We start from the raw sequence: 20,032 nt of genomic DNA, 5'->3' as shown, positions 1-20,032 counted from the left end.
TTATTTAGTTTTTTCAATCCTGTTATCATCAAAAGCAGAAGGCAATAAATTAGGAACTAGTTTAGCGAAAATAGGTAATAAAATAGCACCTCCAGGAAGCATGAAAATGGCTAAACTAGGGATGGTTTTTAAAATATCCACCAATTGAGCCTGCAATTGTTTTTGTTCCTCTTTAGTGAGATCTCTATGTGTAGATTTTGTGATAAGCTGCATTAACTCTTTGCTCTGCCTTATTTCTTTTATGAGACGTTTACTGTTTCTCCTCAACAATTTGTTTACAAGCTGCGATGAGTTTTCGTAAAAATTTGAAAACGGATTTGTTTGCTGAAAAAGTAAAACTTCACGTCTATGCTCATTATGAAAATTAGAAACGCACACCAATGAATTTTGAATTTCTGAAGTGTCTAATTGTAATTTTTTGGTTAATAATCTTAAAAATTTGTATTCCGTTCTTTCTAAAATTTCATCATCCCAAATAGAAAGACAAACTAAATCTAAAAGGTACTTTTTTTGGTGAAGACTAATAACACTATAATCAATATCATGAATGAGATCTTCAATTTCAAAATCTTCATTCTCAAAATTTGGTAATGAGGACTGCATGATATCAATAATCTCCTTATCGTGCTCTGTTATATTTTTTTTTGAATTTAGTGACCTATATAATGTACCTATAATAGTACTTTCTAAATTGGCTGCATAAGTTTTTGGTTCTGCATTATTATTGAGATAACTGTCAAAAGTTAAGATATCTACATACAAAAGAGAATTTGTAATAGACTTATTGAAATTTCTGGTCAACAAATCATCGTCAATTTGAATACGATCATGTATAAGCCTTTCCAACATGGAGCTTTGGCTTTTACCAATAACAAGTTTATCCCACCTCGATAAATCTGAAACCTCTAGAGTTTTATAAAAAAATAATAGATCTTTAATAAAGGATGCTACAGTGGCATTAGGGTTTTTAAAAAAATAAATATGGTAAAAACCTGTAAGTAGATTGATCTTAGCTATTTCATCTTCGGAATAGGTATGAAGACTTCCAATATGTTTGGTGTGTTTTACATTGACACCGTAAATAAAACCATAGCTCTTTAAACCGTTATACAACTGCTCGTAGTTGCCAAACGGAATTCCGTTTTGAGAGAACTGATAGCAGAATTTTTCAATCCAGCCACTAGTAGATGGGTTCATTGGTTACTTTTTACAATACAAAGTTAGTTTTTTCTTCGAATAAATGCTGCATTATTCCGATTAACAAAACATTAATAAAACCGTAACTGCGATTTCCTCGTATATAGATTAGAGACAAACAAATAATTAACAAAAATCTCAATTTATTATGAAAAAATCAAAAATTTTAATTGGAGCTGCAGTGTTGACCATTGCTGGCTTTTTCGCAATCGCAGCAGATCATATTGATGCTCCCGCAGTTGCAGGTGGTACTAGTGATATTACCGACATCTATGCCTTTAGGGGACAAGATCAAGACAACATCGTTTTTGTTGCCAACGTACAGGGATTAATTAGTCCTGCAAATACTGGAGCTGCATCGTTTGATGAAAATGTTTTAGTAGAATTTAACATTGATAACAATGCAGATAACGTTGCAGATCTTGTTATCCAAGCAATACCACGTGACGGAAGAATGTATTTCTTTGGACCAATTGCTCCATCTTCACCTGGTTTAAACAGTACTATTTTAGCAGATACTGCACCACAAAATGATGTATTAATATCATCTTATGGAAACAGTGCTATTACAGAAACTAATGGAGATATGAAATTTTTTGCAGGACCAAGAGATGATCCTTTCTTTTTTGACTTTGCAAGGTATTCTCAAATAGTAACTCCTGGTGATGATGATGGTGACGGTGAAGAAGAAGGTGCATTTTTACCAGTTGGTGAAGCGTCTGATACTTTTGCAGGAACTAACGTTTTATCTATAGTAGTAGAATTACCAAAATCTATGGTTGGTAGTGGTGATGCTGTTGGTATGTGGGTAGAAACAAAAAGAAAGCAATAATCAAACAATAAGTAATATAACTTATAACATAAATTTTAAAAATAAAAGACATGAAATTCAATAATATAAAATTAATGGCTGTTGCTTTGCTTGTATCATTTTCAGCATACAACTGTAGCAATGACGATGACAATGGACCAACAGGACCAACAGGACCTAACTTTACTGGAACATATGCTCAAGAAGATCAAATGGCACGTCCAGCAATAAACACGGTATTCGTTAGTATGGGAGATAAAAACTCTTTTAATACAACGTTGCCTACTAATCAAAATGGTGCATTTCAAACAAAGTTTCAAAACAAATTGTTAGCACTTAATCCTGGTTATACAACAAATGCACTAGGGCAAGATGCTGCTACTTTTACAGGTTTGTTAGCTACAGATGTTTTAGGGGTATCTTTAGTTGATCCAACAACATTTTTTGATGGAACAAATCTTTTAACGGGTCGTGCACTAGCAGATGACGTTATTGATGTAGAGCTTACATTGATATTTGGTGGACCAGAGGCTTTAATGGGAAATCCTACAAACCCAGGTTTGATAAGTGATAATGTACCAAGTAACGATAAAAGTTTCTTAACTACATTCCCTTACTTAGCAACACCTCACTAATATTTTATTAATTCTGAAATGGGACAATTTAAGTCCCATTTCAGATTTTATAACAAAAAAACAAATACTCAAACTCAAAACAAAACTAGTATGAACTCTAAATATACTTATCTCATATTCATATTTGCAGTAGTTCTTTTTACTAATTGCAACACATCAACTACTAAAAAAAATATCACAGACAAAAAAGATTATGATACATATCTTGCTGTTTCAGGAAACAAAGCTTTAGAGCAAGCAAAAGAGAATGACATATTCTGGTCTGAAAAATTACAACAAACACCTAATCAATTTCCATATATAGGAAGATTGGCAAGTACATATACAAGTTACTTCTCTGCAACTGGAGATATTGAGTACTTAAAAAAAGCAGAAGAAAAATTGCTTGAGGTTAACGAAAAAACTAATTATAATAATCCTTCGTATTTAAGAAGTTTAGCTCATAATTATATTTCACAACATAGGTTTAAGGAAGCTTTAAATCATCTTGAAAAAGCAGAAGAACTTAAAGGTGACTTACCAGCAACTCAAAAAATGCTATTCGATGTACATTTAGAATTAGGTAATTATGACAAAGCTCAAACATATCTAAATTCAATTGAAAATTACAGTGATTTTGATTATCTCATTCGTTTATCAAAAATGAGCGATCATAAGGGTAATCTAGATGCTGCCATTAAGTATATGGAAAAGGCAATGGCAATTGCAGAATCTTCAAACATAAAAAGTTTAAAGCAATGGTCGTATACTAATATTGCAGACTTTTACGGTCATGCAGGAGATATTGAAAAATCGTACAATCATTTTCTAAAAGCATTAGAGCTTGATCCTAATGATGCGTACTCAAAAAAAGGAATCGCATGGATTGTGTACTCACATGAGAAAAATCCAGATGAAGCATTACGTATATTAAATACAGTAACAAATACATATAATGCTCCAGATTATTACTTATTAAAAGCTGAAATAGCAGATTTTAAAGGGGATAAACAAATGGCTGATCAACAATTAGAATTATACAAATCTGCAATGAAGGATGTCGCTTATGGTGACATGTACAACAAATACAATGTATTGCTTTACACAGATGGAAATTCACAGCTTCAAGATGCCATTGCAATTGCGAAAACAGAAGTAGAAAATAGACCAACACCACAATCATACGATTTACTGGCGTGGTCATATTTTAAAAATGGTAATTTGGATGAAGCTTTAAAAATTGTAGACAATCATATCATTAATAAAACTTATGAGCCAGAAACTTTATATCACGTTGCAGAAATTTACAAAGCTGCAGGTAAAAACGATGAAGTAAAACCGCTCAAAAAAGAATTATTGGCAAGTATTTATGAATTAGGGCCAACAATGGAAGACAAAATCAATCAACTATAACTAGCCCATAAATCATGAAACTTTATCAAATAATAGCGTTGCTTTTAATAGCAGCAGTGTCGAATAATGCCTATTCGCAGCAAATTAAAGGAGAAATTAAAAATGAAATCGATCAACCTTTAGAGTCTGCTTATATATATAACTTAAACTCGAAGAGCCACGCTCACTCCTTAGGAAATGGAGAGTTTATATTAGAAAACAGTAAAGCTGGAGATTCAATTAAAATTGGATTATTAGGCTATAGTAATAAAATTATGGTTTTAAATCCTTCAAATTTCGAGTCTTTACTTACCATTATTTTAGAAGAAAAAACGTTTCAACTTGAAGAAATGACAATTACAGAAGAACTTAACGCTTTAAGCACGATTACCAGACTGGATTTAAATACTAGCCCAGTAAATTCGTCTCAAGAAGTATTGCGTAAAGTTCCCGGTTTAATCATTGGACAGCATGCAGGAGGAGGTAAAGCAGAACAATTGTTTTTACGTGGTTTTGATATAGACCATGGTACAGATGTTTCAATTTCAGTAGATGGAATGCCAGTGAATATGGTATCCCATGCTCACGGTCAAGGATATAGTGACCTGCACTTTTTAATACCAGAGACGGTTAATAAAATTGACTTCGGAAAAGGTCCATATTATGCACAAGAAGGCGATTTCACAACAGCTGGTTATGTTGATTTCTCTACTAAAGATTACTTAAAAGATAGTGAGATTACATTATCGGTTGGAGATTTCAATTCTTTGAGAACATTAGGGATGTTTAATCTATTGAAAAACGTAAAAAATCAAAACGCATATATTGCTACAGAATATATAGAAAACGACGGTCCTTTCGTGTCACCACAAAATTTTAACCGTTTAAATCTCTTCGGAAAATATGTGTTGTACACACCAGAGAATGATAAATTGACTTTAACAGCGTCGCACTTTACAAGTCGTTGGGATGCTTCAGGCCAAATACCCCAAAGAGCGGTTGATAATGGAAGTATTACCCGTTTTGGTGCTATAGATGACACTGAAGGTGGTACAACAGAACGTACAAATTTTAATGTTGCCTTTAGTAAGCGTATTTCAGATAACACAACAGTAATCACAAATGCTTTTTATTCGCATTATGAATTTGAGTTATTCTCTAATTTTACATTCTTTTTAGAAGACCCTATTAATGGTGATCAAATCAAACAAAAAGAGAATCGTAATATTTTTGGAGCAAATACAGCAATTACCTATAATACAAATTTAGGAGCAACAGAATTTACGTTACATACAGGATTATCTTTAAGGCACGATGATGTTAATGATGTGGAGCTTTCAAGAACTTTAAATAGACAAACCACATTGGAGAATGTTCAGTTGGGAGATGTTAATCAAACAAATATGGGTGCTTTCATTAATACTGAATTTGATTTTGGTAAGTTGACAATTGCACCAGCATTGAGATTAGACTACTTCAAATTTTTATACAACGATCAACTCCAACCCGAATACACTTTATTATCTGAAACTAAAGCTATTGCCAGTCCAAAGCTAAATTTCTTTTACAACGCAAAAGAAAATCTGCAGTTATATTTAAAATCAGGAATAGGTTTTCATTCTAATGATGCCAGGGTAGTGGTTTCCAATCAGGGAAGAGATATTTTACCAAAAGCTTACGGGTTAGATGTTGGAGACATTTGGAAGCCAACAAAAAATGTAGTCGTAAATACTGCGTTTTGGTACCTATTTCTTGAACAGGAATTTGTTTATGTTGGAGATGCAGGTATCGTAGAACCAAGCGGAAAGACAGAACGTTACGGTCTTGATTTAGGTATTCGTTATCAATTTAATGATTGGTTATATCTTGATACAGATGCAACATTTACAAAAGCTAGAAGTTTAGAAGCGCCAGACGGAGAAGATTTTATCCCATTAGCACCAGACTTTACGATGGCTGGAGGATTATCGGTTAATAACCTAGATGGCTTTTTTGGAGGAATACGATATAGATATATTGATGATAGACCAGCAAACGAAGACAATAGTATTGTTGCAGAAGGTTATTTCGTCACAGACTTTAATGCCAATTACACGTTTAATAATAATATAACATTAAGCTTAATTGTAGAAAATATTTTTGATGTAGAATGGAATGAAACACAATTTGCTACAGAGTCACGCTTACAAAATGAAGCACAATCTGTAGAAGAGATTCATTTTACCCCTGGAACTCCCTTTTTTATAAAAGGTAGCATCAGCTATAAATTTTGAAATAAAGATTTTCGTATGATTTGAGGGAATCATATGGTTAATGCTAACATAAAATTGGTTAAGAGTTTTTAAGACTTACCATATGGAGATATGGTAATTTAGAGTTTTTTTGTTAGTTGAAAACACCTACTTTTAGTTTGTTAGTAGGTGTTTTCTTTGTTTTTAAGTTTCTTGTTTTTAATAATGATCTTTATAAAAACTTCTTAGATTCGTTGGTTGTTTGATTTTCCATTCTTAAATTTTGCTGAATCTCCAATTCTTATTTTTTAAATTTTCAAAATCAGTTTAGGAATGTATTTAGATTTTGAATTAGAGCTCTTAATTAATCTTCAGTTGGCTTATTCACTTTAAAAACAATAATGAAATTCAAAATTGAAAAAATGATAATTAAAATTGGTGATATTTTTGAGTTTGGAAATTCAAAAAAATCGAATATTTGGTTTAAGCCCAAGATCATCAACCCTATGCTTGATATAAGAACCACTATAAATCCTTTATTGCTTATATGTTTCAACTTAATAGGTTTTACTTTTATAAAATTGATCTTGTAGTTTTGGCAAGGTTTTAATATAATACATTATCAGTAAGGTTTTGATTCAATATTTCCGAAGAGATACTAATTGTAATTTGATTGGTTCTTTTAGAAAGTGTTATAAAGTATATAGTTCAATCTTTTTTAATTCAGTTATATATTTGAATGTTACTATTGGAGATTACATGTTGTATTTACAATTATATAAAAAAAGTGCCAAACTTACGTTTGGCACTTTTCAATATAAATAATAATATAATTATGGTTGCGATACGACACCTAATGTGTGAAGTTGCTCCATTGTAGGTGTTTCACTTCCGCCAGCTGGTTCTAAGGTGATCCCAAAGGCCTGACTTTCGTTAGCGTTTTCTATATTAAAGATTTTATTGTCATCTTCATTAAAGTTATCAATTGTACCTAAACTAGTAGGTGTTAAAGGGTTTAGTGTTAAAGACCATACTTGCCAAACTTTCCCTTCTGGTGCGTTTGGTAAACCTTGTGCATCTAGATAAATAGAATTGTCTTCTTTGTTCCAGTACACTTTTGCATAACTATTAGCAAAATCTCCTTGACCACCCAACGGTACCGAAATGATATCTCGATCTCTAAGTACATTAAGCAAATTTTCCTTAACAGCTAAGTCTGTTTTGGCATCTTCTATTTGCGTTTCTAAATAGGATTTCTCTACTTCAATTTGAGATACCTTATTTTCAAGATCTTGATTTTGGTTCATTGTCCAAAGTAATCCAGCTCCAACTATTAGTGCTGCTGCCCAACCTGTATAAGTTAACCAGTTGTATCTTGATTTCTCAATAGAAACGACCTTAACCTCTTTATTACTGGTAAAGAGCTTTTCTTTAATAAGTCGTAATAAATGGTTATTATTTGTAGGTGACATTGCAGACGATAATTTTATCACTGCCGATTCAATCTCTAAAACTTCTTGTAAAATTTCAGGATGTTTGATCATTAATTCTTGAACTTCTTTGTTTTCTTGATCTGTTAATTGACCTGCTACAAAAAGCTCTAAAATTCCTGAATCTATGTATGCGTTTATATCCATTTTTAATTGTTATTCTAGCACCATGGCCCTGAGGTCATTGATGCATTTTCTATTTCTAGTTTTTACCGTTCCAATTGGTATATCTAATTCTTCTGAGGTTTCCTTTTGAGTGTACCCTTTAAAATAAAGATATTCAACAATTTTTTTACATTTTTCGCCAAGTGCACTCACATATTTACCAATACCTATGGTATCTATTTGGTCATTAAGATTCTCACTTGTTTCTAATATATCTACGAAAAATTCAGCATTTAGGTTTTTGCCAGAGTTTTTAAAAGACTTAGAACGGGTCTTATCTATAGCAGCGTTGCGCGCTATGTTTAAAATCCAGGTAAAGAAACGCCCTTTACTGGAATTGTAAGTTTCAGATTTGTGCCATGCCTTAATAAAGACATCCTGCATCACTTCTTCTGCAATATTATGGTCTCTCACAATATTATAAATGACTCCATGCATACTATCACTGTACATGTTGTAAAGTTCTTCAAAAGCTTTTTCGTCTTTCTTTTGAAAATTGGAAATCAATAAATCTAGATTCATAAACTATTATTATATGGATATAACCATAAATGTATATGGATACGTTAACAAAAATTAACGTAAAGTGGAAAATTTTTAATGATATTTGATTTTATTGATGATTTATTGAATAATTCCACCGCAACTAACGCGACTTCCTGCATCTCCAGACGGTTGTGACTTGTAATCATCAACACCTTGGTGAACAATAATAGCTTTTCCTAAAATATCTTTAGCATCATCTCCACAGCCTATGCACCACTCATCTGTGATTTTTGTGATAGTAGCGTGTCCTTTTTCATTAGCGTTAAAGTTACCTATATCGCCTTTATGGTATCCACCAGCATCGCCCCATTTACCATGTGGTTGTGCAGTAGGATTCCAGTGACCTCCAGCTGATTTCCCATCCTCAGAAGAGCAATCTGCCTTCTCATGAATATGAATAGCATGCTCACCTTGTGATAGACCGCTTAGAACAGCTATCATAGTGACAACGCCTTGGTCTTGTGTGAAAACAACATTACCAGTTACGTTACTACTGCTTTTTGATTCAAGCGCAAGTGTGACCTTTTTCTTGTCTGCATAATAAGCTGGTTCATCGGTTGCGGTAGGACGCTTTTGTGTAGCCTCTTCTTTAACCATTTCTGTATCATTCTCTTCTTCGATAACTTCTTTTTTGTCAGATTTACATGACATACTGAAACATAATGCCAACATTGAAATGTATAAAATTGATTTTTTCATTTGTTTAATTTTTTGTGTTAATTATCTTGAAATATAATCATAATTTGATTGTCTAGAAAATTATTTTTTTCAATCTTTTCTAAACTTTAAATAAGAATATTGTTCCAAAGGTCTTAATATATTTTATAGATTAGATTTAACCTAAAAAGATTAAGCCTTTACTTTTTTTTGATTGTATTAATTAATTTTCTTTTTCGACTTCTATTTCTGTGCTCTTTGTATCTCCATCTACTGGTGGATTTTCTTTTTTAAGATAGGTGTCCAAAAAGGTTAAAATTCTACTGTAAGATTCAATCTGGTTTTCTTTTTTGACAAAACCGTGACCTTCATCTTCAAATAATACATACTCCACCGGCACGCCATTTTTTCTAACACCTTCAACAATCTCATCACTTTCAACTTGTAGAACCCTTGGGTCTTTAGCACCTTGTAAAACAATCAATGGTTTGGTAACTTTATCGGTATGAAATAATGGAGAAATACGTTTTAACCTCACAGAATCTGCGCTGTAAGGATCACCCAATTCCTTATAAAGTGATTCTCTAAACGACTCCCAGTACGGTGGAATACTTTTTAAGGTACGCATCCAATTTGTAACACCAAATAGATTTACGCCAACATCAAATTCTTCGGGAGTGTAGGTGAGTGCAGCCATAGTCATGTATCCACCGTATGATCCGCCAATAATCCCTATTTTATCACCATCAATTTCAGGTTGCGATGCTAACCAGTTTTTGCCCTCTACACAATCTTGAAGATCTTTCTCTCCGTGGTTGAGATCATCCATTTGATAAAATGTCTTTCCGTAGCCACTACTTCCACGATTATTTACCGCTAAAACAGCATAACCATGATTGACCATATATTGAATAAGCGAGCTAAAGCCTTGACGTGTTTGACCACCAGGACCACCATGAACCCAAACCATAGCTGGTACTTTATTTTCTGCGGAAGCTTGATGAGGCAAATAATAGATTGCAGGAATCTCAACACCATCAAAAGATTTATAACGCACCACTTTTGCAGTGACCAAATCATCTGCATTAATGTCGTCATTTAAAACATTGGTGAGTTTGTATTGTTCTTTTGTTTCAAAATTATAGGTGTACAAATCTGAAGGTGCATTTGAACCACCAACATACATACGCATCCATTTTTCATCATCGCTAAATCCTACACTTGTAATACTTTTATCTCCAAAATCTGGCAAATCTATAGGTTTCATAGTATCTGCATTTAAAACCTCGATGGCATTTTTACCGTCTTCGTTGACATAAACTACCATATATTTTCCTTCGGAAGTAAAACCGCTTCCCATGATATCCCAAGGTTTTTCAATAACCTTATTCTTTTCTTTGGTGTCTAAATTGTAGGACATTAAATAAGAGAACTCTCCACCATCATCGGTTGTGTAATAAAATGTGTTGTTGTCTTTAGAGAACGCTTGCGAAGAATTGGCACTATTGTTATCGTTGATTTTAGTCATTTCTTTAGTTTCTGCATTGTAAAGAAATAAATCGCTATCATTAGTATTAACCGTTTTTGACAATGCAAAATAATTCTCGTCATCAGACATACCACTAAAATCCAATCCATCTTTGTTTTGGTAGATCATTTCCGAAGAAAAATCATCAATAGACATTTTGTACACGTCAAAGTAACGTGGATCTCTTTTATTAGAACCAAAATATAAATGTTTGTCATCGTCAGACCATCCGTAAAAATCGGCTTTAGCGCCTTTTTCTGGCGTAATGTCTTTGATGTTGCCATCTAATTCTCGAACAAAAAGATGATCAATTTCGTCACCATTTCCATCTGCACTCAATAACATTCTATCGTCATTTGGGAAATAAGAGTTTGCAGAAATCGATGTACTGTCAGACGATGTAATCGCTGTCATCTCGCCACCTTTCACAGGAATAGTATACACATTATAAATGCCAGACCGATTGCTCGACACTAATAATTTACTGTTATCATGCGAGAAGCTTCCGCCACCAACAGCTTCGTTGTCCATAAACTGTTCAATGGTGTATTGTTTGATCTCGCGCTCTTTCATTGCAGTTTCTTTGGTGTCTTCTTTGCAAGAAAACATCAAGACTGCAATGCACAAGCCTAAAAGTTTTGTTTTCATATGGATTGGTTTTAGTGGTTGTTAATCTAATTTAAATGTTTTTATATCCTTAAAAGGCGTCATTTCTAGAGCTTCCATTTTATTTTGGTAAGGTTTCCATTCGTCATTGAAAAACGTATTGATCTCTTTGAGAACAGTCTCCATAGCCTCTTTTGCATTTTTAATGAGTGTGGTTTCGGTTGAGGTAATCCCATTTTGTCGTGAACCAACATATTGTCTAGCTTGACCTAAACGTTGCATGATAGTAACCTCTGGATTTCTTGTGATACCTTGGCGTTTATCTTCTTTACCCAAAAATTTATCAACTAGACTATCAATATTTTTTACAATATTCTTGGATGCTTCAATATCAGCTTTGTATTTTTTCTTGTCTAATTTGTTGAGAAGCGATTGGTAATCTTTAGCAATCGTTTTACTTTCTATCAATTGCTTCACTGCATCTGCAGCAGTTTGTTGCATACTTTCCAGTTGTTTTGAGGCGTCATATACTTGATTGATATTGTTCATCGAAACATCAACTCTTGGATCTGTTTTAACAGTTATCATTTCTTCGGAAATTTGATCACCATAATGCATAACCACTTTATAATCACCTGGCTTAACCGAAACACCTCCAGGCTCATTATTGCGTTTTCTAATACGCTTTGATGGATAGTCAACACCAGCCTCATCCATATACCAAGTCCATTTGTATACACCTGTTGAATCTGGTGTTTTTTGCTTTAGCGTTCTTATCAAACGGTCGCCATCGTAAATTTTTAAGTGAACAGAATCCCACTTTACTTTAGCTTCTTCTTTTTCACTTTCTGTTAAATCCTCATTCTCATCAGAATTATCCTCACTCATTTCTTCCTCATCCTTATCATTTTCCTTTTTTTCTTCAGAAGTTTTTTTCGTTTCATCTACTTTAATATAATATGAAAGTCTAGCGCCATAACCTCTGTTTTCACCATGATAGATGGCATCTGCTCCAAATCGACTTCCAGTGGGTTGTTGGTAAGCTGCTTGATAAGCTGTTGGAGGCTCAAACAACTCTATTTTTTGATTAATTAATTGTTTGTCTTTTGCCATTTCACGTAACGGACGAATATCATCCAAAATCCAAGCTGCACGACCAAATGTTCCTATAATTAAATCATGTTCTCTTGGGTGAATAACCAAGTCTTTTACTGAAACGGTTGGGAAGCCATTGGTCCATTTTGTCCATTTGTTTCCAGCATGGAAAGAAATGTATAATCCGTCGTCTGTTCCTAAAAACATTAAGCTTTTTTCAATTGGATCTTCAATTATGGATAAGGTGTAGCTTTCTACATCTTCAGCATCTACAATGCGAGTCCAAGATTTACCGTAATTAGTTGTTCGGTAAGCGTAAGGTGTATAGTTGAAACGTCTATAATCGTTAGCAATTAAAAGTGCTTCGCCTTTATCTTTGTTGGACGCTTTTATTTGTGCAATCCAACTTCCGGTAGGTAAATCTTTAATGTTTTTTGTAACGTCGTTCCAGGAATTTCCACCATTTGTGGTATAGTGCACGTTTCCATCATCTGTTCCCACCCAAAGCATATCTTTTTCAAGTGGTGATGGTTCGATGACTAAAATTGTCGTATGATTTTCTGCTCCTGTAGCATCCATGGTAAGACCTCCACTTTCAGATTGTTTTTGTTTTTCGGGATCGTTGGTCGTTAAGTCTGGTGAAATGACCGTCCAAGTATCTCCTTTATCTGTGGATTTGTGCACGAATTGACTTCCGAAGTAAAGTGTACTATTATCAAAAGGATCCATATTAATTGCAGAGTTCCAGTTAAAACGAAGTTCAACATCTGGATCTGGATGGGTTGGTTTTACCGAGTAATTATTACCGGTTTGCCAATCATATCTGCTCACATAACCTTGCTGGCTCATCGACCAACCATAGCGAGAGTCGTCTTTGTCTGGCACGACATCAAAACCATCTCCAAAACTAATTTCCTGCCAATAGCTGTTTCTAATGCCTTGATCTCTCCAAATATAGGCTGGACCTCTCCAAGAGCCATTGTCTTGCATGCCTCCATAGATATTGTACGGGATGTCGTTATCTACATTAATATGATAAAATTGAGCGACTGGCAAATTGCCAATAAATCGCCAAGTTTTACCACCATCCTTTGTGATGTTCATTCCGCCATCATTGCCATCTATCATAAAACTACCGTCGGTTGGGTGAATCCACCAAGCGTGATGATCTGGGTGTACACCATTATCAACGCCATAAGCAGGCATGAGTTGCTCAAAGTTTTTTCCTCCATCTTCGGAAACATTAACATACGTAAAAACGGAATACACACGATTCTCGTTTTGGGGATCTACATAAATTTCCGAGTAATAAAATGGTCTATTGCCAATATCACTTTTATCATTTATTTTTTTCCAGTTAAATCCGCCATCTTCACTTTTGTAAAGTGCATTTTTTTTTGCTTCAACAAGTGCGTAAACGATATTGGGTTTGTTTGGCGCAATGGCAACTCCAATACGACCTAATTCGCCTTTTGGAAATCCTTCTTTTTCGGTAATTTTCTTCCAGGTTTCGCCTCCATCATGAGTGATGTGTAATCCAGAACCTTCACCTCCTGAATTAAAGAACCAAGGTTCACGTTTGTGTTCCCACATGGCAGCGATAAGTTTATTGGGATTTGTAGGATCCATAACTAAATCTGCCACACCTGTTTTGTTATTTGCAAATAAGATTTTATTCCAGGTTTTCCCGCCATCTGTAGTTTTAAAAACACCACGCTCAGGATGTTCTCCCCAAGGAGAGCCAATAGCTCCAGCGTAAACGATATCTGGATTTGTTGGGTCTATTACCACACGATGGATATGTCTTGTTTTTTCCAGTCCCATGGAGATCCAGCTTTTTCCACCATCTAAAGACTTGAAAATTCCGTAACCACCGTTTAAACTATTTCTAGGGTTTCCTTCTCCAGTTCCTACCCAAATCACACTCGGGTTAGATTGCTGTATAGCAACAGCACCAATAGATGCGGTGACTTGATTGTCAAAAACGGGTTTCCAAGTTATGCCACCCGACTGACTTTTCCAGAGCCCACCAGAAGCAGTGCCAACGTACATCACATCTGGATTTTTATGAACAACATCAATTGCAGTGACACGTCCAGACATTCCGCCAGGACCAATGTTACGAGGTTTCATGTTTTTTAAAATGTCAAGAGAAATATCTTGTGCAACAAGAGAGATAGACGCTAGAAATAGCATCAGGAAAAGTGATTTTTTCATTTGTATTGGTTTGATTGCTTTAAAGATAATCAAACTAATCGTACGATTCATAAAATTGATGTTAATGCTCTTTTTCCGAAGTAAAATTGTTGTATTTTTATACAGCTATGAAAAAACAAAAAAATTTAAAAAAAGGCTTTGTATTTAAACCTTACGAAGCACTTAATCAATCTCCCTTTGAGAAGCTTTTTGAGATTTTTAAGGAGTTGATTACTCACACTTCTGGAGATTTTGATGAGGCCATTTCCTGGTTACGTGAACTGGATAAGGAATATGAATTGACGACTTCAGAATATACAATTGATGATTTTATTGAAGACCTCAAAAAGAAAGGCTACATCAAAGAAGAAATCGATCCAGATGGTCAAGGTGGTATGGCAATTACTCCAAAAACAGAACGTGCAATTCGCCAACAAGCTTTAGAGCATATCTTCGGAAAAATAAAACGCAGCGGTCAAGGAAATCACAAAAGTAAAAGTCCGGGAATTGGAGATGAGCACACGGGAGACTTTAAAAACTATCAATTTGGAGATTCACTAGATAAAGTGTCTATGACCGAAAGTCTAAGAAACGCCCAGATTAATCATTGCATTGGCGAGTTTAACATCACCGAAGATGATTTGGTGATTGAGGAAACATTGCATAAATCTCAAATGAGTACCGTGTTGATGATAGATATTAGCCACAGTATGATTTTATACGGTGAAGATCGTATCACGCCAGCCAAAAAAGTAGCGATGGCTTTGGCAGAGTTAATTACAACACGATACCCAAAAGATACGTTGGATATTATTGTCTTCGGAAATGACTCATGGCAAATAGAAATCAAAGATCTACCCTATTTAAAAGTCGGTCCTTATCACACTAATACCGTTGCGGGACTTCAATTAGCGATGGATTTACTCCGAAGAAAACGTAACACCAACAAACAGATTTTTATGATAACCGACGGGAAGCCTAGTTGCCTACGTTTACCAGACGGTCAATATTATAAAGATAGTAATGGTCTCAACCCATACATAACCAATAAATGTTATGCGATGGCAGGTCAAGCTAGAAAATTACATATCCCAATAACCACATTTATGATTGCTCAAGATCGTTATTTGATGCAATTTGTAGAAGAGTTTACAAGGGCTAATCAAGGTAAGGCCTTTTATACAGGGCTAAAAGGTTTGGGTGAAATGATTTTTGAAGATTATGAAACGAATAGAAAAAAAAGAATTAGAGGATAAAAGTTTATGAAAATAGAAAGTATAAAAACTTTAGGAGAGTTAAAGAAAGCAGGCTATCAATCAAAATCCATTAAAGATGAATTACGTGATAACCTGATCGTAAAAATAAAAAATAAAGAAACCGCTTTTGAGGGCGTTCACGGTTATGAGAATACCGTAATACCAGAATTGGAACGTGCGATTTTATCTCGACATAATATTAATCTGTTGGGACTTCGTGGGCAAGCAAAAACACGTTTAGCACGATTAATGCTGAATTTGTTGGATGAGCACATTCCGTTTGTAAGCGGATCTGAGATCAATGACGATCCATTAAGTCCGATTTCACGTTTTGCTACGGAATTAATTGAAGAAAAAGGCGATGATACTCCAATCTCATGGTTGCATAGAAGCGACCGCTTTGCTGAAAAATTAGCAACTCCAGATGTCACGGTTGCCGATTTAATAGGAGATGTAGACCCAATAAAAGCTGCTAACTTAAAGTTGAGTTATGCCGATGACCGTGTAATTCACTACGGAATGATCCCAAGGGCAAACCGTTGCATATTTGTGATTAATGAGTTGCCAGATTTACAGGCGAGAATTCAGGTTGCATTATTTAATATTTTGCAGGAAGGTGATATTCAAATTCGAGGATTTAAATTGAGATTGCCTTTGGATGTTCAGTTTTTGTTTACTGCAAATCCTGAAGATTATACCAATAGGGGAAGTATTGTAACGCCTTTAAAAGATAGAATTGGAAGTCAAATTTTAACACATTATCCAACAGATATTGAGACAGCAAGATTGATTACAGAGCAGGAAGCTAAAGTGGTAGAAAGCCAAAAGAACTCTGTTTCGGTACCTGATTTAGCTAGAGATTTATTGGAGCAAATTGTATTTGAAGCGCGAGAGAGTGAATATATTGATGCAAAAAGTGGCGTAAGTGCTCGTTTAAGCATTACTGCCTTAGAAAATCTTTTGAGCACTGCAGAGCGTCGTGCGTTGCGCGCTGGTGATGATCAAACCATGTTGCGTTTGAGTGATTTTGTAGGGATCATTCCGTCAATTACTGGTAAAGTTGAGTTGGTTTACGAAGGTGAGCAGGAAGGGGCTGCGATGGTAGCTTACAACTTAATTGGCGAAGCTGTTAAGAGTTTGTTTCCCGAGTTTTTTCCGAAGATAGAAAAATTGAAAAAAGACAGTGAAGAATCGCCTTATGACGATATTGTATCTTGGTTTTTTAACCAACAAGACGGTTTTGAAATCCTTGACGATTTGAGAGATAAAGAATATAAAGCATTGCTCGATGCAGTATCACCTTTAGATGATTTATTGGCTAAACACCAACCTAATCTTAAAAAGGAGGAAAGCTATTTTGTGAAGGAATTTGTGCTTTGGGCATTGGTTGAATTTAAACAATTGAGCAAATATAGATTTACAGAAGGAATTCAATTTAAAGATCCTTATGGAAGTTATATAAGTGGGATATAAAAAGATAATAATCTTAAATGTAAAAAGCCTTAATTACTTATAATTAAGGCTTTTTTTATTTTGAAGTTTCTAATTAAGATTTCATATCAATGACGTATCTAAAACGTACTTTTTCTTGATTCACTTTTTTGAATGCCTCATTGATGTTTTCTATATTGATCATTTCGACCTCAGGGAGAATATCATGTTTAGCACAGAAATCCAGTACCTCTTGTGTCTCTTTAATGCCACCAATCAATGATCCTCCTAATTGGCGTGAATACATAGCAACCGTCATGTTATTTGTCGGTTCTTTGTAAGGTGCCAATAGGCCAACGGTAACCAAACTACCTCTAGGCGCAATTAAATCAATATAAGGATTAACATCAAATGGATCTGGAATGGTCACCAATATAAAACTGAATTTCATTTGGTTAGCCTTCATGTCTTCTTCATCTTCTGAAATTAATACCGCATCAGCACCAAGATCTAATGCATCTTGTTTTTTGGATTTAGATGTCGTGATCGCTGTAACTTCTGCTCCCATTGCTTTTGCAATTTGAACCGCCATGTGTCCCAATCCTCCAATTCCTACAATACCAACTTTATCACCTTTTTTTACATTCCAGTGATTTAAAGGGGAATATGTTGTGACTCCTGCACAAAGTATAGGAGCTGCTTTCTTGATATCTAATGATTTTGGTATTTTAAGCAGAAATTCTTCGGTAGAAACAATATGACTTGCGTAACCTCCATACGTATTAAAGTCTGAATCTGGATCACCAAAGTAACCATTATAAGTCATAGTTGGTCCCTTAGGTCCAGTACAAAATTGCTCTTCGTCATTTTTACATTGTGCGCAGGTTTGACAGCTATCGATCATGCACCCAACACCAACAATATCTCCTACTTTGAATTTTGAAGTTTTGGAGCCCGCTTTCACGATTTTTCCAATGACCTCGTGTCCTGGTACGCATGGATAACGGGTGTTATCCCAATCATTTGCAACTTGGTGAATATCACTGTGACAAACACCAGAATAGAGTACATCTATAATAACTTCATTGTCATTTATCATAGGACGTTCAATGTCCATTTCAACTAACTCTTGATTCTTTTCATTTTTTGCTCCGTAAGCTTTTACCGTAAATGTGTCGTCGTTATATTTAATATCTTGTTTCATAAATAGAGTATTTAAGATTTATTTTTTTTGCATATAACCCATGCTCAATCAACTAATTGCCGATATTGTAAAGTTAAAAAAATGAATACCCAAAGTGAATTTTGTTTTTGATACAAATGAATAAAAGATTGACTAATATGGCTACAAACTCTTAGTCTAGTTTTATAATAGTTTAAAATTGGTTGATTGTTATGATTACCAACTGTAATGAATACAGCACAAGTAAAAAAATTGGAATGCTAATGAAGATGTCGTTATAAAACGAGTAGGTTTTAAGGATCCTATTAAAAAACTAATGTTTTAATTATCTGGCATCCCTACTTTTTATATTGGCATTGCAATATTTTATAATCTCAGTAATTCTTTTTTGTTTGGTATCTTCTCTTTTAGCTTGATTAAGCCAATAGAGATAATTCTTTCGATATGATGGAGCAAAATTTTTATAGTTCTCAAAAGCATTTGGGTTTTCATCAAATGCTAATTGGAGTTCCTTAGGTATAGTTCCTTTTTCTACGGAATCTAATGCAGTCCAACTTCCGTTTTGCTTTGCGATTTCTACAGATTTTAGTCCGCTTTCGTGCATTAAATTCTCTTTCAGTAAGGCTTTAATATATGTTTTGTTAAGAGCGCTCCAAACGCTTTTCGATTTCCGAGGAGAAAAATATTGCTTTCTTTTGCCATCGCCTAGACTTCTAACTGTGCTATCTATCCATCCATAGCATAAGGCTACCTTTACAGCCTCTTCCCATCGCATGCTATCTTTTTCGTGGTCAACTTTATAGAATATGAGATAGATGCCATCATCTTGACCATGGTTTTCTTTAAGCCATTGGCGCCATTCAATATCAGATTTAAAATATAGTTCCATAAAGTTTATAATTATCAATGACCCATAATATCCCATTTTTTAATTTCTATACTTTGAATTCCGTTAATTGAAATGGGAATTGAAATAAATTGAAAAGGTTCAACCTTAAATACCGCAAAATGTAAATGAGGCTCAGACGACCATCCTGTATTTCCAGATAAACCAATGACTTCACCCTTTTCTACATAATCATCAACATCTACCAAAGCACCATCTTTTTTAAGATGCACATATTGGCTAAATGTGCCATCATCATGGGCAAGTGTAATAAAATTAGCGAAATCTCGGTAAGATTTGTCACGACCTTGTTTCGTATTGTGCTCGGTTACATGAACAACATAACCATTTCTGGCAGCGCAAATGGTATCTCCAACAGGCATTCTAAAATCTAGGGCATAGCTGGAAAAAAGCCCTTTATGCGTAAAGTTGGTGTTGGTTCCCTGCAATATTTTATAGGATTTTTTCTTCGGAAATGGGAGCGTATAATTATACATCGTATCGTAAGCATTAGATGGGTCTCCCAGGTAAGATTCAAATTTATATTCCTTAAGAAATTTAGTACTATCCATTTCCGAAGAACGAAAACCCATAAGGGTATTTAAACTATCTGGAAAAACCACAGAAATATCGGTTACTGGTATCTCCTCTTTTTTGACTCGAATATGAAAAGGAGATTTAAATTTTCCTTTAGCAATTACGTATAATGAGTCTTCGGTATTTTCAAATAACACATAACTGGGCTTGG

General features: G+C 34.5%; 15 protein-coding genes. 6 read left to right on the top strand and 9 right to left on the bottom strand.

Annotated elements, in window-relative coordinates; genetic code table 11:
- Positions 1-1,197: an LETM1-related biofilm-associated protein gene (locus GQ40_RS09340; RefSeq protein ID WP_047547793.1), complete on the bottom strand. Its 1,197-nt coding sequence runs from the start codon at positions 1,195-1,197 to the stop codon at positions 1-3.
- 148 nt (positions 1,198-1,345) lie between these two features.
- Between GQ40_RS09340 and GQ40_RS09335 the strand changes: the two genes are divergently transcribed.
- The 4 genes from GQ40_RS09335 (at position 1,346) to GQ40_RS09320 (ending at position 6,287) form a co-directional block, all read left to right on the top strand.
- Positions 1,346-2,029 carry a DUF4331 family protein gene (locus GQ40_RS09335; RefSeq protein ID WP_047547791.1) on the top strand — a complete coding sequence of 228 codons (684 nt, stop codon included), beginning with the start codon at positions 1,346-1,348 and terminating at the stop codon, positions 2,027-2,029.
- Between the two features lie 50 nt (positions 2,030-2,079).
- Complete coding sequence (locus GQ40_RS09330) at positions 2,080-2,643, top strand: DUF4331 family protein (protein ID WP_047547789.1); 564 nt, start codon at positions 2,080-2,082, stop codon at positions 2,641-2,643.
- Between the two features lie 90 nt (positions 2,644-2,733).
- A complete protein-coding gene (locus tag GQ40_RS09325) occupies positions 2,734-4,035 on the top strand; it encodes a tetratricopeptide repeat protein (protein ID WP_047551797.1) in 1,302 nt (433 codons plus the stop codon).
- 14 nt (positions 4,036-4,049) lie between these two features.
- The gene (locus tag GQ40_RS09320) at positions 4,050-6,287 is read left to right on the top strand and encodes a TonB-dependent receptor (RefSeq protein WP_047547787.1); all 2,238 of its coding nucleotides are present in this window, start codon (positions 4,050-4,052) and stop codon (positions 6,285-6,287) included.
- A gap of 791 nt (positions 6,288-7,078) precedes the next feature.
- Here GQ40_RS09320 and GQ40_RS09310 read toward each other — a convergent pair.
- The 5 genes from GQ40_RS09310 to GQ40_RS09290 all read right to left on the bottom strand — a co-directional run bounded on the left by GQ40_RS09310 (position 7,079) and on the right by GQ40_RS09290 (position 14,549).
- Positions 7,079-7,882 (bottom strand): anti-sigma factor domain-containing protein, encoded by an 804-nt coding sequence (locus tag GQ40_RS09310; protein WP_047547783.1) that lies wholly within the window; start codon positions 7,880-7,882, stop codon positions 7,079-7,081.
- 9 nt (positions 7,883-7,891) lie between these two features.
- On the bottom strand, positions 7,892-8,422 hold the full coding sequence (locus tag GQ40_RS09305; protein WP_047547781.1) for an RNA polymerase sigma factor: 531 nt from the start codon (positions 8,420-8,422) through the stop codon (positions 7,892-7,894).
- Between the two features lie 102 nt (positions 8,423-8,524).
- The gene (locus tag GQ40_RS09300; RefSeq protein ID WP_047547779.1) at positions 8,525-9,145 is read right to left on the bottom strand and encodes a superoxide dismutase family protein; all 621 of its coding nucleotides are present in this window, start codon (positions 9,143-9,145) and stop codon (positions 8,525-8,527) included.
- A 181-nt stretch (positions 9,146-9,326) separates the two neighbouring features.
- Positions 9,327-11,279, bottom strand: coding sequence for a S9 family peptidase (locus GQ40_RS09295; RefSeq protein WP_047547777.1), 1,953 nt, complete (start codon positions 11,277-11,279; stop codon positions 9,327-9,329).
- Between the two features lie 21 nt (positions 11,280-11,300).
- Entirely contained in the window at positions 11,301-14,549 is a 3,249-nt protein-coding gene (locus tag GQ40_RS09290) for a VPS10 domain-containing protein (protein WP_047551794.1), read from the bottom strand.
- 107 nt (positions 14,550-14,656) lie between these two features.
- Here GQ40_RS09290 and GQ40_RS09285 point away from each other — a divergent pair, with 107 nt between their 5' ends.
- Both GQ40_RS09285 and GQ40_RS09280 read left to right on the top strand, forming a co-directional pair.
- Positions 14,657-15,784: a vWA domain-containing protein gene (locus GQ40_RS09285; protein WP_047547775.1), complete on the top strand. Its 1,128-nt coding sequence runs from the start codon at positions 14,657-14,659 to the stop codon at positions 15,782-15,784.
- 6 nt (positions 15,785-15,790) lie between these two features.
- Positions 15,791-17,257, top strand: a complete 1,467-nt coding sequence (locus GQ40_RS09280; protein ID WP_047547773.1) for a hypothetical protein — start codon at positions 15,791-15,793, stop codon at positions 17,255-17,257.
- A gap of 73 nt (positions 17,258-17,330) precedes the next feature.
- On the opposite strand, the gene GQ40_RS09275 is transcribed toward GQ40_RS09280, so the two are convergent.
- The 3 genes from GQ40_RS09275 to GQ40_RS09265 all read right to left on the bottom strand — a co-directional run bounded on the left by GQ40_RS09275 (position 17,331) and on the right by GQ40_RS09265 (position 20,018).
- Positions 17,331-18,419, bottom strand: coding sequence for an NAD(P)-dependent alcohol dehydrogenase (locus tag GQ40_RS09275; protein ID WP_052184215.1), 1,089 nt, complete (start codon positions 18,417-18,419; stop codon positions 17,331-17,333).
- A gap of 304 nt (positions 18,420-18,723) precedes the next feature.
- Positions 18,724-19,287: a YdeI/OmpD-associated family protein gene (locus tag GQ40_RS09270; protein WP_047547771.1), complete on the bottom strand. Its 564-nt coding sequence runs from the start codon at positions 19,285-19,287 to the stop codon at positions 18,724-18,726.
- Positions 19,288-19,301: 14 nt separating this feature from the next.
- Positions 19,302-20,018 carry a M23 family metallopeptidase gene (locus GQ40_RS09265; protein ID WP_197052667.1) on the bottom strand — a complete coding sequence of 239 codons (717 nt, stop codon included), beginning with the start codon at positions 20,016-20,018 and terminating at the stop codon, positions 19,302-19,304.
- Positions 20,019-20,032 lie beyond the last annotated feature (14 nt).

This window comes from Psychroserpens sp. Hel_I_66 (assembly GCF_000799465.1).
Taxonomy (GTDB): Bacteria; Bacteroidota; Bacteroidia; order Flavobacteriales; family Flavobacteriaceae; genus Psychroserpens.
Note: the sequence above shows the minus strand (reverse complement) of the source record. Positions and strands in the feature narration are given on the sequence as shown.

Excerpts from the sequence above, each read along its gene's own strand:
- GQ40_RS09340 (WP_047547793.1), bottom strand. The coding sequence starts at position 1,197 with ATGAACCCATCTACTAGTGGCTGGATTGAAAAATTCTGCTATCAGTTC.
- GQ40_RS09335 (WP_047547791.1), top strand. The coding sequence starts at position 1,346 with ATGAAAAAATCAAAAATTTTAATTGGAGCTGCAGTGTTGACCATTGCT.
- GQ40_RS09330 (WP_047547789.1), top strand. The coding sequence starts at position 2,080 with ATGAAATTCAATAATATAAAATTAATGGCTGTTGCTTTGCTTGTATCA.
- GQ40_RS09325 (WP_047551797.1), top strand. The coding sequence starts at position 2,734 with ATGAACTCTAAATATACTTATCTCATATTCATATTTGCAGTAGTTCTT.
- GQ40_RS09320 (WP_047547787.1), top strand. The coding sequence starts at position 4,050 with ATGAAACTTTATCAAATAATAGCGTTGCTTTTAATAGCAGCAGTGTCG.
- GQ40_RS09310 (WP_047547783.1), bottom strand. The coding sequence starts at position 7,882 with ATGGATATAAACGCATACATAGATTCAGGAATTTTAGAGCTTTTTGTA.
- GQ40_RS09305 (WP_047547781.1), bottom strand. The coding sequence starts at position 8,422 with ATGAATCTAGATTTATTGATTTCCAATTTTCAAAAGAAAGACGAAAAA.
- GQ40_RS09300 (WP_047547779.1), bottom strand. The coding sequence starts at position 9,145 with ATGAAAAAATCAATTTTATACATTTCAATGTTGGCATTATGTTTCAGT.
- GQ40_RS09295 (WP_047547777.1), bottom strand. The coding sequence starts at position 11,279 with ATGAAAACAAAACTTTTAGGCTTGTGCATTGCAGTCTTGATGTTTTCT.
- GQ40_RS09290 (WP_047551794.1), bottom strand. The coding sequence starts at position 14,549 with ATGAAAAAATCACTTTTCCTGATGCTATTTCTAGCGTCTATCTCTCTT.
- GQ40_RS09285 (WP_047547775.1), top strand. The coding sequence starts at position 14,657 with ATGAAAAAACAAAAAAATTTAAAAAAAGGCTTTGTATTTAAACCTTAC.
- GQ40_RS09280 (WP_047547773.1), top strand. The coding sequence starts at position 15,791 with ATGAAAATAGAAAGTATAAAAACTTTAGGAGAGTTAAAGAAAGCAGGC.
- GQ40_RS09275 (WP_052184215.1), bottom strand. The coding sequence starts at position 18,419 with ATGAAACAAGATATTAAATATAACGACGACACATTTACGGTAAAAGCT.
- GQ40_RS09270 (WP_047547771.1), bottom strand. The coding sequence starts at position 19,287 with ATGGAACTATATTTTAAATCTGATATTGAATGGCGCCAATGGCTTAAA.